The following is a 16311-nucleotide window of genomic DNA, read 5'->3' on the forward strand; positions in this document are numbered from 1 at the left end:
GTGCCACTTATGCGTCCCTGTCTGTCACCTGATGCATGCTGTGCTCTGCCGCGCCGTTCTCCGCAGCCGCGCTGGACTGCACGGTCGTCGGCGTACCGACCGCGGGGATCTCGGCGTCCGGGGCCGGTGTCAGCACCGCGCCGGGCGGCGGCGTCGCGGTGGCACGCACGGCCTCGCTCCGCTGCTCCGGCACCGGCTGCCCGGCGGTGATCGCCTCGGCCGCGCGCCGGCCGCGGTTCGTACCCGCCTGCAGCGCGGACATCAGACTGCGAACCTGATCGGGGGTACGCGGTGCGGCCTCCGTGGGCGCGGGTGGTGCCGCGGCGCGCCCCGGGCGGAGCTGCGGTGCCAGGTGCGCCTGACGCACGCGCTTGGGCAGGCCGTCCATCGTGGTGGTCTCCTCCGGGTCGTCCCCCGGGTTCGCGTCCGTCGTCTCCCGCCCCGGCTGCGGCATGGCGAGCGTCGGCGCGTCCTCGCCGTCCTCTGTCGTCCTATTCTCCGTGTCCGATGTGGCGGCCGCGATCGGGGCTGCCTTCCGGCGTTTCGTCGAGCGGCGGCCGGGCAGTTCCATCCCATCGACCACGACCGTGCCGATGCTCTCACCCACCGGCCGGGCGCTGCGCGCGGGTTCGATCTCGCGGGGCTTCGCCGGACGGGCGTCCACCGCCGTGCGGCCGTTCTGCGGCGGGGTCGCCACCGGCTGCGCCACGGCGAACCGGGGCAGCGTCGGCTCGACCACGGTGACCAGCTCGCTCGGGACCAGCACGACCGCGGACACGCCACCGTACGGCGAGACGCGCAGGCTGACCTGGATCTGGTGGCGGGCGGCCAGCTGGGCGACCACGAACAGGCCCAGCCGGGCACTGTTCGCCGGGTCGAACTCCGGCGGCTCGGCGAGCCGGCGGTTCGCGTCGGCCAACTCCTCCGGCGACATGCCGAGGCCGCGGTCCTCCACCTCGATCGCGTAGCCGTTCGGCACCGGCTGGCCGCCGACCTTGACCCGGGTGTGCGGCGGCGAGAACGACGTACCGTTCTCGATCAGCTCGGCGAGCAGGTGGATCACGTCGCCGACCGCGCGGCCGACCACCGCGATGTCGTCCGCCACGCCGATGTCGACGCGCGCGTAGTCCTCCACCTCGGAGACCGCGCCGCGGACCACGTCGATCATCGGGACCGGGTTGCGCCAGCCGCGGCCGGGGACCGCGCCCGCGAGGATCACCAGGTCCTCCGCGTGGCGGCGCATGCGGGTCGCCATGTGGTCGACGCGGAACAGGTCGGCCAGCTCGTCCGGGTCGGTGACCCGGCGCTCCATCCGGTCCAGCAGCGCGAGCTGGCGGTGCAGCAGCGTCTGGCTGCGCCGCGCGATGTTGAGGAACACGTCGTTGAGGCCGCGGCGCAGCGCCGCCTCGTCCACCGCGGCCTGCACGGCGGTGCGCTGGACCTCGGTGAACGCGTTGCCGAGCTGGCCGATCTCGTCGGTGCCGAACTCCAGGTGCTGCGTCTCCGCGGCCACATCGACCTCGTCGCCGCGCCGCAGCCTGCCGACCACCTCGGGCAGCCGGTGCCCGGCCAGATCGGTGGCGGCCGCGCGCAGCTCGGAGAGCCGCTTGATCAGCGACCGGCCGACCTTGACGGAGATGACCAGGGACAGCACGATCGCGGCCAGGCCCAGCAGACCGGCGACACCGAGCAGTCCGAGGGTCCGGACGGCGAGCGGGACCGCGTCCTCGGCCGCGCGGTCCGCGGTGAACTTCTCGAAGACGCGCAGCTGCAGCGCGACCTGGTCATAGGTGCGGGTCCACTGGGTCAGTCCGATCGGCACCGCCTTGCCGTCCGCGCCGGACGTGATGAGCGCGTTCTCCATGTTGTTCATGCGCTCGAAGACCGGCGACTGGATCAACAGGTTGTAGCGCTGTCGCGTCTCCGCGTCCAGATCGGCCACCGCGGTGTCGTACAGGTACCGATACGTACCGATTATCTGCACCAATTGGCCGTGCTCGCTGATCTGGAACTTGCCGGCCGTGGAGGCGCCGGCGACCAGCGCGTCCACCTGACCGAGCACCTCGCGGGCCTGGCCGAGCTGGGCCATCGCGTTCGCCCGGCGGCTGAGCACCGGGTCGTCGTACTGGCTGACCATGTCGAAGACCTTGAACATGTCGCCGATCACCGCACTGTAGAACCGCAGCGCACCCGGCTTGTCCACCTCACGCGAGTCGATGAACGCGCGCTGCCGGGCGATCGCGTCCAGCGACGTGTAGGCGATCTCCAGCCGGCGGCCCAGTTCCTCACCGGTGTCCGCGTGCTCGACCGACAACTCCCGGAACGAGGCCAGCGCCGCGTCCGTACGCTCCCGCTGCTCGGTCAGCGCCACGTTGTCCTGCCGCGCGGTCGGCGTGCTCGCGCTCCCGGCCAGATAGACCAGCGACAGCCGGCGCTCCTGCTGCAGCTCCGCCACCAGATCCTCGCCGGGCCGGCCGACCCCGGCGAGCACGTCCTGCGACGCCAGCAGGCGCAGCGCCGGGTCGACGGTCAGCACGGTGGCGAAGACCCAGAGGGCCAGCAGCGCCGCGATCGGCACCGACACCAGCGCGACGATCTTCGATCGGATTGACCAGTTCCGGATGTTCATCAGACCTCGTCCGCTGAGGGGTTCGGCAGGGCCGACGCAGCACCTTCCCCGCTGGGCAGGATACGTAATCGACGGCGCGCGCACTACCTCGCCGGTGGTGCAAGTAGACGGACAGGGAATGCGACACCGCGCGCTGACCGGGAGTGATCAGGCATTGATCAACTTTTCGGTCGGCTCACCGCGGTCCGCGCGCCAACAAACCCGCGGAAGGTGGATTGGGGATCACGTTCCGCCGGGCATTAGCCCGGGGAAGGAGGAAACCATGTCCGGTACGCAGATCGCCGTCCTCATCGTCGTCGCCGTCATCGTGCTCGCCGTCGCGGGAGTCGCCGTCTTCCTCGGCCGCAACCGCTCCCGCCGGCGGCTCCAGGAACGCTTCGGGCCCGAGTACGACCGCACCGTGGAAGAGTCCGGCAGCCGCGAGGCCGCCGAGAAGGAACTGCTCGAACGCGAGCGCCGGCACGCCGAGCTGACGCTGACGCCGCTGAGCGCGGAGTCCCGCACCCGGTACAGCACCGAGTGGGAACGGGTCCAGGCCATGTTCATCGACTCGCCGGTCACGGCGGTGGCCGAAGCCGACGAACTCGTGACCCAGTTGATCGCCGAGCGCGGATATCCTACGGAGAACTACGAAGAGCAGCTCAGCCACCTCTCGGTCGAGCACGCGAACACGCTCGGCCACTACCGGGACGCGCACGAGATCAGCGTCGCGAGCGCCCGTGGTGAGGCAAGCACCGAGCAGCTCCGCAAGGCCCTCGTTCACTACCGCGCACTCTTCGGCGAGCTGCTCGAAGCCGATCCGGTGCCGCCGGTCTCTCCCGCCAGTTCCACCGAGAACACCCACACCAGCCACCGGTGAGGAGATCCCCCGATGCGTTTCTTCCAGAGCGAGTCCCACCCGAAGCCTGACGACCGGACCGACGACAGCGCGACCGACGACGACGCCACCGGCACCGTCCGCTCCGAGCCGGTGCCGGTGCCGCGCAGCTCCGACGAGAACGACGTGACCGACGACGGCCGGCGCGGACCGGACACCGCGGACCACCCGCACCTCTCCGGCGGCCCCGACGACCAGGGCACCACCGACCCCGACCGGGCCGACGGTACGGACCACCCGCACATCTCTCCCGGGACCGGCACGCCGGACGGGACCGCCGCCGACCGGCCGCACATCTCGATCGGCGCGGCCGACGCGGACCCGGCGGACACCGACCGGTCCGCCGACGGCGACCCGGACGGCACCGACAGCTCGGTCCGGACCGGCGAGCCCGCGGACGCGGACGTGGTGCCGGGCCCGGACTCGGCGACGGGCACCGGCTCGGTGCCGGTCGCCGCCGGCGCGCGCCGGGACGACGAGGAGCCGGTGTTCGTCGAGCCGGTGCCGCAGGAGACCGCGTTCGGCGCGGCCACGGTGGGCGGCGCGGTGGCGGCGTCGGAGCTGGCCGCACGCCGCGAGACGGACGACCCGGACGCGACGGCCACGGTGCGCCCGATACCGGCCGAGCCGACGGACGCGTTCGGCACGCCGGTCACGGCGGGCTTCGGCGGGGCCGCCCAGGCACCGCACGACTTCGGCCGCGCCGGCGACACACCCGGCGACGACCCGGTGCAGCCGTCCGACGAGTCCGGACACGCCGGTGACCCGGCACAGTCGCCCCACGAGTTCGGCCGCGCCGGCGACCCGGCACAGTCGTCCGACCGGTCCGGGCCCGCCGGTGAGCCGGACGGCAGCCCGTCCGAGTTCGGCCGCGCCGGCGACACCACCGATCGCGAGGGGTTCGGCCCGGCGAACGGGCGGGACCAGGTCGAAGGCTTCGGCCCGGCGGACGGGCGGGGCCCCGAGCCGGTCGAGGGTTTCGGCACGGCCGGCGCGCGGGACACCGGCGAGGCCGGGACGGACAAGCCGCTCCGGGCCGAAGGGCTGACGGCCACCGAGGGCTTCGGCACCGCCGACGACCCGGACCGGTCCGCACGCCTCGCCGCCGAGGACCGGCCCGAGGACGAGCAGACGCGGTCGCACGCCGCGGAAACCGCGGCGCTCGGTGTCGCGGGCGGCGCGGCCGCCGGTGCCGCCGTGGTCGGCGCCGCCGCGGTCCGGAACCGGAACCACCCCGCCACGGACCCCGACGGCCGGGCCGGCTCCGCGCCGACCACGACCGACCGCGACGGCGACGGCCGCCCGGACACCGGACGAGCCGGAACCGACCGCGACGGCGACGGCCGGCCGGACACCGGGCGGGCCGCGACGGACCGGGACGGCGACGGCTGGCCCGACGCGGAACCGATCTCGAACGATCGGGACGGTGACGGCCGCCTCGACGACGAGCCGACCGGCGCGGCCGGCACAGCCGCGGTGCCGATCGAGCCGATCCCGGAGCCGGCCGACGCGGAGGAGACACCCGCCACCGTCGACGAGCCGGTCGAGCTGCTCCCCGGCGACGTGCCGGAGCAGCCTGCGCTGGCCGCGTTCTTCACCGAGCGGACGGCCGGCGACTTCCGCGACCGGTGGCGCGAGGTGCAGCTCCGCTTCGTCGACGACCCGGCCCGGGCCGCCGCGGACGCGGGCACGCTGATCGACGAGGTCGTGGCCGCGCTGAACGCGGCCATCACCGAACAGCGCGAGGCACTCGGCGGCTCGACGACCGGTCAGGGCGACACCGAGCAGCTCCGCGTCCTGGTCCGCCGCCAGCGCGACTTCCTGGACCGCATCCTCGGCCTCTGACCCCGACCACCCATCCGCGGCCGCCCCGATTTCGGGGCGGCCGCTTCTTCGTCCGGAGACCTCCGCACGTCCCGAAGCACCACGCCATCCGAGGCCCATCTCGCTATCCGAGTCGAACGGAGTCCGAGGAGGCACTGTTCACGGCGCCGCGGAGCCGCGGAGCGTTACGGACCGCAGGGCGCCGCAGACCCGCACGGCGCCACAGACCCGCACCGCGCACGGACCGCACCGCGCCGCGGACCCGCACGACGCCACAGACCCGCACGACGCCACAGACCCGCACGGCGCCACGGACCGCACCGCGCCGCGGACCCGCACGGCGCCACGGACCGCACCGCGCCGCGGACCCGCACGGCGCCGCAGACCCGGGAAGTGCCGCGGACCCGGAAAGTGCCGCCGACCCGGAAAGTGCCGCGGAGCCGGAAAATGCTGCGGAGCTGGGAAGTGCCGCAGCGGCGACCGCGGGACCGGCAGGGAGGCCGGCCAACGGCCGACCGGTGCCCGCGGGAGCACCGCGAAGCGACCACGCCGGAAGCGGGAACAGCGGGTAAGGGTTTTCAGGCCGTTGGGTCCGGGTTTGCGGTGGTGTCGTCAGTGGCGTGGGCGGCGGCGGTCGCGGAGGCCGAGGAGCGCGCCGACCTGGGCGCCGACCACCGCGGCCGCGGCCAGGACCGCGGAGACCGCGAGGGGCAGTGGGCCGCGGTCGTTGCCGTCCAGGCCCTTGGCGCCGTTGAGGCCGCCGAGCGGGTCCTCGCCGTGGTGTGCCGGTGGTGGGGCCGGTGTGGCGTGGCCACCGGGCGCGGCGGCGCCGGGCGCGGGCGCGGTGGTGCTCGGTCCGGGCGCCGGCGTCCCGGGCGTGGTGCTGCCGGGCGTGGTGCTGCCGGGCGCGGCCGGTTCGGGTGCGGGCCGCTCGGGTGCGGGCTTCTCGGGGGCCGGTTTGTCGGGCGCGGGCGTCCCGGGGGTGGCAGTGCCGCCGGGGGCGGTGACCGGCGGTGGGGCGTCGACCAGGCCGGTCGCGTGCTCGCGTACGCCACGGTCGCGGGCGTTCTCCGGCAGGTGCAGGAAGTCGCCGACCTGGATCCGGTCCGGGTCGGAGATGCCGTTGAGCTGTGCCAGCTCCGGGTAGCGCTCGAAGTCACCGAGGTAGCGGTCCGCGATCGTGCCCAGGTAGTCGTCCTGTTCGACCCGGTAGACCGGGTCGCCGGGCTGTGCCTCCTTGGCCGGTGCCCGGTAGGACTGGCCGCCGGCCTCGCCCGCGGTGCTGTTCCCGGTGGCCGCGTGCATCGGGTCGGCACCCGGCGTGCCGCTCCAGGGGCCCTGGTCCCACGCGTTCGGGGCGCTGAAGCCGGCGCCGACCAGGTCCGGGGTGGCGGGCCGGGCCGGCGCGGCGCCGAACCCGGCGGTGTACGTCGGTGCCGCGCTCTGGTAGCCGACGTGCAGCGGCGTGTCGCCCGGGATGCCGATGCTCGGCGCCGCCGCGGGTGCGAAGCCGGTGGCCGGCGCGTGCGTGGCGCCGAGGCCGAGCGCGGACGCGGAGGCCGCGGCGCCGGTGGAGACGATCAGCGTTACGGACGCCAGCAGCGCGGTCGCCATCCGCTGCTGGGTGCGCATGCCGGGCAGGTGCGGCGCCGGCACCCGCAGGATCATCGCGACCAGCTCGACCAGCACGGACAGCGCGAACGTGAGCCAGCCGAGCCAGCCGACGAGCGCGAGCGCGCGCAGGAAGAGCTGCCCGTCGTCCGGGCTGGTCAGCGTGTTGATCGCCTGATCGAGCGTGGGCAGCTGGTCCGGGATCGGGTTGCCCGCGACCGCGTAGAGCGCGACCGGCGCGCCGCCCAGCAGGCCGACGAGCAGCACGAGCCCGGCCAGTCCGGTCGCGATTCGCGCGATCCTCCGCGGTACGGAGATCTGTGTGCTGGTCATGCCCCGTCGCCTTCTCTCGTGGGTCAGATGTCCTCGTCGGTCAGGAGTTCCGCGGTGGCGCTGCCGTTGACCGTGACCGTCTCCGGGAAGCCGAAGACCGGCAACATCACCATCTGGTACGTCATCTGCACGTCGACCCGCAGACAGCGCGCGGTGTCGGCACAGCCGGCCCCCTGGGTGATCCAGGTGGCGTTGCCCGTCACGCCGGCCCGCCGCAGGTAGTCGACCGCGGCCGTGGCCGCGGCGCCCATGTCGACCACCTTGAGTCCCTGGCTCATGGCCAGCTCGATGTCGATCTCTTGTCCGCCGGCGCGGGCGGCCTCCGCGGCCAGGTTGTCCGCGCGCTGCTGGGTGCGCAGCCGGCCGGCCGCGTCGGCGGACAGGCCGATGATGGCGAGGACCGCGAAGAGCGCGATCGCCAGGAACAGGCTGACCCGGCCACGGTCCCGGTCCGCCCCGGTCATGACCGGCTCCGGTAGGTGTCCAGGACCGACTCGTACCGCGACTGGATGGTCCGGTCGCCGGGGACGCCGGGAAAGCCGAGATCCGTGAACGAGACGACGCACGTGACGGTCACGACGACCGAGGCCGGCTGGCCCACCCCGGTGTTGAACGCGACCGCCAGCGAGTTCGGCGTGCCGTAGCTGATGACGTTGGTGTTCGTGCAGCGGATGCCCTGGTTGTTCATGGCCTTCTGGGCTGCGGCCCGGGCTGCGGCGTCGGCCGTGACGACGTCGCGTGAGATGGAGGCGGCGCGGGCCGCGTCGTGTGCGGCGAGGTCGACCGCGTTGGCGGTGGTGGCGGTGCGGCCGACGACGAACGCGGTCACGATCAGCACGATGAACACCGGCGTGAGGATCGCGACCTCGACGGAGACGGATCCGCGGTCGGCGCGGCGGATCATCCGCCACCGCCCGCGGTGACCCGCTCACGCGGTCCGGTCGCGGTCTGGGTGACCGGGATCGTCCAGCCGGGGATGATGGAGAGCGCGTTGCCGGTGACCACGCAGGTCACGTCGGTCCCGGTCTTGGTGACCGTGACCGTGGGCCCGGTCAGCCAGTCACCGGCGGCCCTGATGAACGCGTCGGCCCGCTGTTTGCCCGAGCCGTCCTTCGCCTGGAACAGGCGCTCGGCGCTGACCGCCTCCTGCGCCGCGGCGAGCGCGGTCGCCCGCGCCATGTAGACCGCGGCGACCTGGATGCCTCCGAAGAGCATGAACAGGATCACCGGCATCAGGATGGCGAGCTCGACCGGCGAGGCGCCGCGCTGGGACCGGAGCATGCGGGCTCGCCGCGCACGGTCGGCGGACCGTGCGCGGCGAGGGCAGGCGAGCCGCGTCATCGTCGGACGGTCTAGTTGGGCACCGCGGGGATGGTGCCGAGGTCCCTGTTCATGTAGGCCTGCACCTCGGCGTAGGCCCAGATCATGACGCCGACCGCGAGCGCGGCCAGACCGGCGATGATGATCACGGTGGAGACCGGGCTCTCGCCACGGTCCCGCTTCTCGGGGCTGGTCAGGTCCGCCAGCCGGGTGCGGACGGAGACGTATGCGGTGAGGAGTAAGGCCATCGTGGGCCTCCCTTCGGGATCGGGTCTCAGACCCTGGCCATGAACGGGAAGAGGACGAAACCGAGCAGGACGAAGACGAGCAGGGCGCCGGGGATGTCGAGGCGACTGGTGACACCCTCGGCCCGGGCCAGAGCCTCGGTCCGGATCTGGTCGCGGAGGGCGTCCGCTCGACTGCGCAGGGTGTCGTGCACCTGCGCACCCTCGGTTCCGGAGGACTGCATGATCGCGCCGACGTCACCCAGTTCGGGTACGCCGATGCGCTCGGACAGCTCACGCAGCTCCTCCCAGGGGGAACGCATCTGCAGCTGGGCGATGTGCAGCGCTTCCCGGATGCGGTCGAACACCCAGCCGTCGCAGATGTCGGCGGCCTGTTCGAGGGACTGGACCGGGCCGTGCGCCGCCGAGATCTGCAGCGCGACCAGGTCCAGGTAGGTGCAGACGGCACGCCGGAACTCGCGGCGCGCCCGCTCCGCCTTGGCGAGCACGTCACGGTGCGCGGTCCAGGCCGCGGCGGCCGCGAGCAGCAGGCTGGCGAAGACCGGCACCGCGAACGGCGGCCGGACACCGCCCGCCGACATGATCATGACGGACAGGATCGGCGCGACCAGGCCGACCAGCGCGGAGAGCAGGATGGAGAGCGCGTACTGCTCCGGCGTGCGGCCGAGCAGATCCAGTTCCTGCTCCGGCGGGCGCAGCCAGCGGGCCAGACCGCCCAGCCAGTCGAGCCTCCGGCGGCGCCGGAACTCCCGGCCCGGCAGCCTCCGGTCCTGGTGCAGGCGGCGCAGCGCGGGCGCGAGCGCGGGAGTGGCCGGCAGCAGCTCGCGGACGACGAGGAACACGCCGGCGCCCACGGCGGCGCCACCGCCGACCGCCATCGCCAGGTCGGTGTTGAGCAGCAGGCCGAACGGGGCGTTCACCGGGCCTCCTCGATCTGCGGCGAGTGCAGGAAGCGCGGCACCGGCGGCGGCGTGCTCATCCCGCGCACCCACGCCAGCAGCCCGACGAACATCGCGCCGAGTGCGGCCATCACGATCTGCCCGAGCGGCGAACCGTACGGTCGCATGTAGCTGGGGTTGAACAGGCCCAGCAGCAGCACCAGCAGCGTGACGACGGTGAGGAACCGGACCGCGAACCGCGGCTGGGTACGCTTCGCCTCCACCTCGCGGCGGGTCGCCACGTCCGCGGCGGCGCCGGCCGCGATCGAGGCCAGCACGTCGCTCAGCCGCTCGCCGCGGTCCGTCAGGTGCAGGATCAGCGCGGCCACGACCTGGTCCGCGACCGGGTCGCCCATCTCGTCCGCGAACTGCAGCAACGCGTCCCGCGGGCTCTCGCCGGCCCGGAGCCGGGAGGCGAGCGTCCGCACCTCCGTGTTGATCGTCTCGGGGGCGGTCGCGGCGGTGCTGACGATCGCCTGCTGGAGGCCCTGGCCGATGTTGGAGACGTCCTTCAGCCGCCGCGTCCACTCGCCGAGCGCCTCGACGCGCGCGATGCTGCGCTGCTCCGCCCGGCCCACGGTGAACAGCCACGGCGCGCCCGGGATCGCGATGCCGACCAGCACACCGATCACCGGCAGGCCGGTGAGCAGCCAGGCGAGCGCGGCACCGGCGAACGCGGCGACGATCACCGCGTGGTGCCGCCGGCGGCCGGCCGCGCTGGGATCGGCGCCGTTCCAGAGCCGCCGCGCCCGCACCATCAGACGCGACTCGGGGCCGGCCGGGCCGGGGCGGCCGAGCAGCGCCACACCGGCCAGGATCAGGCCGCCGACGATCGCGGCCCCGGCCAGCGCCGCGATCAGCGAGAGGTTCACGGCCGGGTTCATGCGACCGGCCTCAGCAGGCTGACCCGGGGCCGGCGCCAGGCACCGGTCCGCGCGTCGATGTAGCGGCTGAGCAGACGCGGGTCGTAGCCGATGCGCAGCAGCTGGTCGCGGACCCGCTCGGGCAGGTGCATCGGGATCGCGCGGCCGTCCCGGCCCGGGCCGAAGACCGTGGTGGTGGACAGCCGGCCGCCCTCGCCCATGCCGATGACCTCTTCGACGTGCGAGACGAACCGGTGCTTGCGGCCGCCGATCGCGGTCTCGTCCTCGACCGTGACGTAGACGATCAGGTCGAGCGCGTTGCCGGCCATCCGGCGGGCCATCTCGACCGTCATCTCGCGGCCGTGCGAGAGCGCCAGCTCGATGATGCGTTCCAGCACACCGCTCGACGTACGCGCGTGGATCGTGCACATCGAGCCGCGGCTCGTGGTCATCGCCTGCAGCATCGGGACGATCTCCCGGGACCGGACCTCGCCGACGATGATCCGCAGCACGCCCATCCGCAGCGACAACGGGATCAGGTCCGCGATCGTCACCTCACCGGCCGGGCGGCCGTCCGGACCGCGCTCGCCGTGCCCCTCGCGGGACTCGAAACTCATCACGGCCCGGTGGTAGCCGTTCTCGTCCCGGGCGGGCAGCAGCTCGCGGCTCTCCTCCAGCAGCACGAACGGCTCGTCCGGCGCGATCTCCCGCATCAGCGCGCGGATCACCGTGGTCTTACCGGCACCGGCCAGGCCCGCGACCATGATGTTCAGGCCGGCGTGCATGGAGGCGCGGAGGAAGTCGCGCAGCAGCGGGTCGAGCATCTCGTCCAGGTCGGCGCGACCGCCGGCGATGTCGTCCAGCGTCACGTCCAGCGTGTTGTGCCGCCGGATCACCGCGTACGGGCGGCGGCTGACCAGATAGACCGCGGCGAGCCGGCTGCCGTCCGGCAGTTGCAGATCCAGCGTGGGCTTGGAGGTGGACAGCGACCGCTCGGTGGCACCGGCCCGGCGCGCGGCGGCCTGGATCGTCTCGATCATTTCCTCGTCGCTGTCCGCGATCGGCTCGCCCCAGTCCACGCCGCCACCGCGCCGGGTGATCCGCACCCGGTCGCAGCCGAGCACGTGCACCTCCTCGATGGACGGGTCGGTCAGCAGCCGCTGGAGCCGGCCCAGGCCGACCATCTCCGCGGTGACCAGGTCGAGCAGTACCCGTTCGTCGGCCGCGGAGATCGGCGTGCCGGTGCGGCGCTGGCCGTCCGCGTACTCGGCGACGATCCCGACCGCGAGCCGGTCACGCTCGCGCCGCTCCTCCTCGGGCGTGAGGTGCTGGCCGCGCTCCAGGACCGTGATCCGCTCGCTCAGCCGCCGGCGCAGCTCCTTGACCACGGACCAGTCCCGGCGCGGCGCGCCGGTCGGGGCCGGGGAAACCGGTGGCGCCATGGCACCACCGGCCGGCTGCGGCGCGATGTTGAACGCCTGCGCGGGGAAGGCCGGGTGGCCGCCGTTGGCCGGCGGGTGTCCGTTGGCCGGCGGCACCGGCCGGGGGTCCTGGGAGAGTGGCTCAAACCGCACGTGGCAGCTCCTCCGTGATCGGGCCGTCCGGGAGGGGTCGCGATCCGTTCGGGGTGCCGTTCCTGGTGGGCGGCGGTGCCGGTTGGTCCGGTTGCGGCGGCACGTGCGGTGTCCGTTGCGCCTGGTGCGGGACCGTCGAGCCCTGCCACAGACTCGTCACCGGCTGCTGTACCGAAGGCGTCGCGGGCTGCTGTGCCGGAGGTACCGCGGGCTGCTGTGCCGGAGGTACCGCGGGCTGCTGTGCCGGAGGCGTCGCCGCCGTGGGTGAACCCTCCCGCGGCGCGGCCGAGGCCGGCCGCATGCCCGGCACCTGCGGCAACGCCGACGCCGGCGGAGCGGGCGTCGGCGCGGCCCACTGCGTGGAGACCGTCGCCGGGCTCGCGGCGGACTGGCCCTGCTGGGCCGGGTGTCCGGCCTGCGGGGCCGAGTGTCCGGCCTGCGGGGCCGAGTGTCCGGCCTGCGGGGCCGAGTGTCCGGCCTGCGGGGCCGAGTGTCCGGCCTGCGGGGCCGAGTGTCCGGCCTGCGGGGCCGAGTGTCCGGCCTGCGGGGCCGGATTCACGGCTCGGTGTGCGGGATTCGCGGCCTGACCTGCCGGAGCCGCTTCCTGATGGTGCGTCGCACCGGGAGACTGATGCGCCGATGATGCGACCGCCGACGCCTGATGCGCAGCCGGCTGCGTCGGCGGCGCATGATGCGCCGCGGACTGCGTCGACGGTGCCTGATGCGCCGCGGACTGGGCCGGTGGTGACTGCGGCGCCGCGGACTGGGCCGACTGGGGCATCGGTGGCATCGGCGTCGCCATGGCGTTCCACGTGGAGCGCGCCCGCCGCCGGTCCACCATGGACCGGACCGGCATCTCCAGCGCCGCCGCCGCGCGCATCAGTGGCCGGCGCCCCCGGACCGTACCCCCGTAGCTGAGCACCTGCGCGGTCTGCCGGTCGATCGGCAGGTGCGCCGCGACCGGCACGCTCAGCGCCCGGCTGATCTCGCCCTTGCCGTGCCCGCCGCCGACCACCACGAGCCGCACGGTCCCCGGCGGTACGCCGTTGTCGCGCAGGTCGCGGCCGATCGCCTCGATCGTGGCCGCCGCGTTGGACAGGTCCGGCAGCCGGGCCGACGTGACCACCAGCACCGCGGACGCGGCGCGCAGGATCGGCCACGGCGGGTTCGCCACGTGCAGCCGGCCACAGTCGGCCAGTACGTCGAAGCCCGGGTTCTCGTACTCCAGCCGGGTGAAGAAGTCCGCGAACCGGCCCCAGAGCGGCGTCAGGCTGCCGGCCTGCGCCGGGTTCGCCAGGCCGGGCAGCAGCAGGCGCTGCCGCTTCGGCGCGTCCAGGTCGACCAGCTGACCCCAGAAGTCCTGTTCCAGGCGGCCGTCGCGCAGCTCGGAGACGGCCAGCTCGCCGATGCCGCGCGGCCCCTCCAGCGCGCCGCCCAGGTATCCCGCCATCAGCGAGCCACCGGCCGGGTCGCACTCGGCCAGCACGACCCGGCTGTGCCAGGAAAGCGTGCAGGCCAGGGCCGTCGTGGTCACGCCGGGCGAGCCCTTGGGCGAGACGAACGCGATGATCGCCACTATCAGGATCCGCTCTGCAGCACGACCGAGATGCGTCGCTGCGCGTGCAGCAGCACCACGGCGGCGGCGTCCTTCTCGGCCATGGACACGTAGACGACGGTCATGTCGCTCGGGATCGCCGCCTCCTGGTCGGGTGTCACGGTGTCGACCACGACGCCCTGGAACCGGGTGGCCTCGGTCGCCGACGCGTTCTGGCTCGCCGGCGCGCCGACCAGCAGGATCTTGTCGCCGGGACGCAGCGCGCGGGCCGGGATCTCCTGCGGCGACAGGCCGAGCGCGATCTGCTGCTGGCCGGGGCCGAGCAGCTGCTTGTCGGTGATCTGGTCGGGGGTGAGCAGGCTGCCCGGTGAGAGCGCCACGGCGGCCCGCTTGCCGACCACGGCGGCCGCGTCCGACGCGGCGATCGGCGTGAGGCCCTGACCGCCGCCGAGCTGCACGATCATCAGGTCCTCCGGCGCGATCTGCGCGCCGACCGCGACCGGCCGGGCGACCGCGAGGTACTCACCGGTCGCCCGCACCGAGTTCACCGCGTACGCGGCGGCGAGACCGCCCAGCGCCACCAGCAGAAGAGCAAGACCGAGCAGACCCGGACGGGTACGCCGTTGCCGCACCACCTTCGGCGGAGCGATCGGCGCGTCGGCCTGACCTGGGGCGGGACGCGTCTGCGCCATCGTCATCGATTCACCACCTGGAGCTCGTTCACGGTGTAGTCCACGGTCGTCTCCGGGCTCGCGACGTCGGCCAGCTCACCGCTGTCCGACGAGGTGGACCAGGTGATGTCGAAGAACGTCTGCACCGTCACCCGGTAGTCACCCGCCTTCTGGTAACCGGCCACGCTCGCGCCGGCCATCGGGTATCCACAGGTCGTCGAGCGGGAGGTGCCGCTGCCACTGGTCCAGGCCTCGCCCCGGTGGGTGCAGACGACGGTGGTGCCGTCGCCCATCGTCCATCGCGCCTCGCTCGGCGTCGCGACCAGCGTCACGGTGAGGCCGGCCTCGGTCACCGACGGCGGTGTCTGCGCGGTGAAGGCGTCATTGGTGATCTGCATCCAGACCGGCAGCCCGAGCACGCCGGGACTGGCCGGGGAGATTTTCACCGCAGGCCGCGCGATGACCAGGTTGGCCCGGATCCGGTTCGCGATCTCCACCGGGTCCGGCGGCACGAGAGCCGGCGGATCCACCAGATCGACCGACTCCTGCGCGTAGTTGTTGTCGATGCACGATCTCCAGTAGTTGGTCATGCCCTCGGGCGTTCCGCTGCCCTGCGGATCGGCGACCCGGTAGTAGCAGCCGTCGCTCGCGTTGAACGAGCCGGCGCCCTCGATGTAGCAGGCGACCGGCTCGCCGCCCCACGAACAGCTGCCCCCGCCGCCACCTCCACCGACGGGGCCACCGCCGGGGCCGCCCGGCTGGGTGGTGCTGTTGCCGTCGCCGAGGCCGCAGTCCGTGGAATCCGGCGTGTTCTCGCAGACGGGTGGCGCGGCGAGCACCTCGGGACCGCGGATCGTCATGACGCCGGTGGCGGCGAGCACACCGGCCAGCAGCGTGGCGAGCGCGAGCCGGATGCGGGCCCGGCGGGTCAGCACGGCTGGTCCTCGTGTGACAGGCCCTGGGTGACCAGCCAGCCCTCGTCGAAGAGCGTCACGGTGGCGGTGGCGACATAGCGGACGTTCCGCTTGTCGGGCACCGGTGAACGCGTCGTTTGGTAGACCATTTTGTAATCCGTCCCGTCGACACAGTCCTGGATTTGAACCGTCTTCGGTGTGCTTTCTAGATCAACAACGGTGACCGTCGGATTGATCTTCAACTGCCCCTCGCGAACCGCGCCCTCACGCTCCAGGAGACCGATTCCGGCCTGCACCCGCGCATATAGCGGATCCCCCAGGTATTTGCGCAGATCCGGATGGCGCGGATCCGGGATCGCCGATGCCTTTTGGGCGGCCTGCATATAACCGTTGTAGACGGCGAGCGCGGCGTCGGCCGCCTTCGACCGCGCGGTGTCGCCCGTCGCGGCCGGGGACGGCGCGGCGCCGACCGGGACCGCCCGGGGCCCCTCCATGCCGCCTCCGCAGGCGCCGGCGGCGGCCAGGATCGCCAGGCTCACAAGGATCGCGAGGACCCTTCTCGTGGTGTGCTGCGGCACCCGGTGCATCGATGAAGGCCCTCCTCCCGTTCATCACAGGCGCGGATGGACGGACGTGCTCAGACGGCGCCCGATATGCGCAAGGCGCGCGTTTTCTTACGTGATCCCGATATCCGGTTGAGTAGCGTCGCGCTCCCGTTCCCGCGCGGCCCTCCCCATGGGCCGTCGATCTCCGCACCCCGCCGCCGGGGTGGGCCGCCGGTTGGAGTTGCACCGACAAAGGGGGAGCATAGGCTCAGCGACGCCGATAGAACAGAGGCAATCCGAGTCCGTACGAAGAGTGACGATCTCCAGCTCATGGCCTTGATCTTCTGCTCTCAGTGCCGTCAATGTGCCGGACATCTCCCGCCCGGGTGCGCGTCATTCGCCCCGCACGGTG

14 protein-coding genes and 1 pseudogene are annotated in these 16311 nt (G+C 73.4%); 2 read left to right on the forward strand and 13 right to left on the reverse strand.

The window, feature by feature from the left end; translation table 11 throughout:
- Positions 1–7: 7 nt before the first annotated feature.
- Positions 8–2584: a nitrate- and nitrite sensing domain-containing protein gene (locus tag J2S44_RS12305; RefSeq protein WP_310412265.1), complete on the reverse strand. Its 2577-nt coding sequence runs from the start codon at positions 2582–2584 to the stop codon at positions 8–10.
- Between J2S44_RS12305 and J2S44_RS12310 the strand changes: the two genes are divergently transcribed.
- Together J2S44_RS12310 and J2S44_RS12315 are read left to right on the forward strand one after the other, a co-directional pair.
- Entirely contained in the window at positions 2538–3488 is a 951-nt protein-coding gene (locus J2S44_RS12310; protein WP_310412268.1) for a prefoldin domain-containing protein, read from the forward strand. The two genes, J2S44_RS12305 and J2S44_RS12310, sit on opposite strands and share 47 nt — an antisense overlap.
- Positions 3489–3500: 12 nt before the next feature.
- Positions 3501–5351, forward strand: coding sequence for a hypothetical protein (locus tag J2S44_RS12315; protein ID WP_310412271.1), 1851 nt, complete (start codon positions 3501–3503; stop codon positions 5349–5351).
- Positions 5352–5942: 591 nt separating this feature from the next.
- On the opposite strand, the gene J2S44_RS12320 is transcribed toward J2S44_RS12315, so the two are convergent.
- From J2S44_RS12320 to J2S44_RS12375, 12 genes and pseudogenes are all read right to left on the reverse strand, one after another.
- Positions 5943–7274: a LysM peptidoglycan-binding domain-containing protein gene (locus J2S44_RS12320; RefSeq protein ID WP_310412274.1), complete on the reverse strand. Its 1332-nt coding sequence runs from the start codon at positions 7272–7274 to the stop codon at positions 5943–5945.
- 23 nt (positions 7275–7297) lie between these two features.
- Positions 7298–7738: a pilus assembly protein TadG-related protein gene (locus J2S44_RS12325; RefSeq protein ID WP_310412277.1), complete on the reverse strand. Its 441-nt coding sequence runs from the start codon at positions 7736–7738 to the stop codon at positions 7298–7300.
- Positions 7735–8178: a TadE family protein gene (locus J2S44_RS12330; protein ID WP_310412280.1), complete on the reverse strand. Its 444-nt coding sequence runs from the start codon at positions 8176–8178 to the stop codon at positions 7735–7737. Before J2S44_RS12330 ends, J2S44_RS12325 begins: the two co-directional genes overlap by 4 nt.
- Positions 8175–8555: a TadE family protein gene (locus J2S44_RS12335; RefSeq protein WP_310412283.1), complete on the reverse strand. Its 381-nt coding sequence runs from the start codon at positions 8553–8555 to the stop codon at positions 8175–8177. The genes J2S44_RS12330 and J2S44_RS12335 overlap by 4 nt, the downstream gene beginning before the upstream one ends.
- 71 nt (positions 8556–8626) lie before the next feature.
- A complete protein-coding gene (locus J2S44_RS12340) occupies positions 8627–8842 on the reverse strand; it encodes a hypothetical protein (RefSeq protein ID WP_310412285.1) in 216 nt (71 codons plus the stop codon).
- A 26-nt stretch (positions 8843–8868) separates the two neighbouring features.
- Positions 8869–9717 (reverse strand): type II secretion system F family protein, encoded by an 849-nt coding sequence (locus tag J2S44_RS12345; RefSeq protein ID WP_310429626.1) that lies wholly within the window; start codon positions 9715–9717, stop codon positions 8869–8871.
- A gap of 38 nt (positions 9718–9755) precedes the next feature.
- Positions 9756–10661 carry a type II secretion system F family protein gene (locus J2S44_RS12350; RefSeq protein ID WP_310412288.1) on the reverse strand — a complete coding sequence of 302 codons (906 nt, stop codon included), beginning with the start codon at positions 10659–10661 and terminating at the stop codon, positions 9756–9758.
- On the reverse strand, positions 10658–12109 hold the full coding sequence (locus tag J2S44_RS12355; RefSeq protein ID WP_374727978.1) for a TadA family conjugal transfer-associated ATPase: 1452 nt from the start codon (positions 12107–12109) through the stop codon (positions 10658–10660). Before J2S44_RS12355 ends, J2S44_RS12350 begins: the two co-directional genes overlap by 4 nt.
- 913 nt (positions 12110–13022) lie before the next feature.
- Positions 13023–13790 (reverse strand): annotated as a pseudogene (locus tag J2S44_RS12360) (CpaE/TadZ family protein); the annotation flags it as partial.
- A 2-nt stretch (positions 13791–13792) separates the two neighbouring features.
- Entirely contained in the window at positions 13793–14467 is a 675-nt protein-coding gene (locus tag J2S44_RS12365; protein WP_310412294.1) for an SAF domain-containing protein, read from the reverse strand.
- Positions 14464–15375 carry a hypothetical protein gene (locus J2S44_RS12370; protein ID WP_310412298.1) on the reverse strand — a complete coding sequence of 304 codons (912 nt, stop codon included), beginning with the start codon at positions 15373–15375 and terminating at the stop codon, positions 14464–14466. Before J2S44_RS12370 ends, J2S44_RS12365 begins: the two co-directional genes overlap by 4 nt.
- Complete coding sequence (locus tag J2S44_RS12375; protein ID WP_310412300.1) at positions 15369–15941, reverse strand: hypothetical protein; 573 nt, start codon at positions 15939–15941, stop codon at positions 15369–15371. Before J2S44_RS12375 ends, J2S44_RS12370 begins: the two co-directional genes overlap by 7 nt.
- Positions 15942–16311: the final 370 nt, after the last annotated feature.

Origin of the sequence: Catenuloplanes niger, from assembly GCF_031458255.1 — a bacterium.
GTDB lineage: Bacteria > Actinomycetota > Actinomycetes > Mycobacteriales > Micromonosporaceae > Catenuloplanes > Catenuloplanes niger.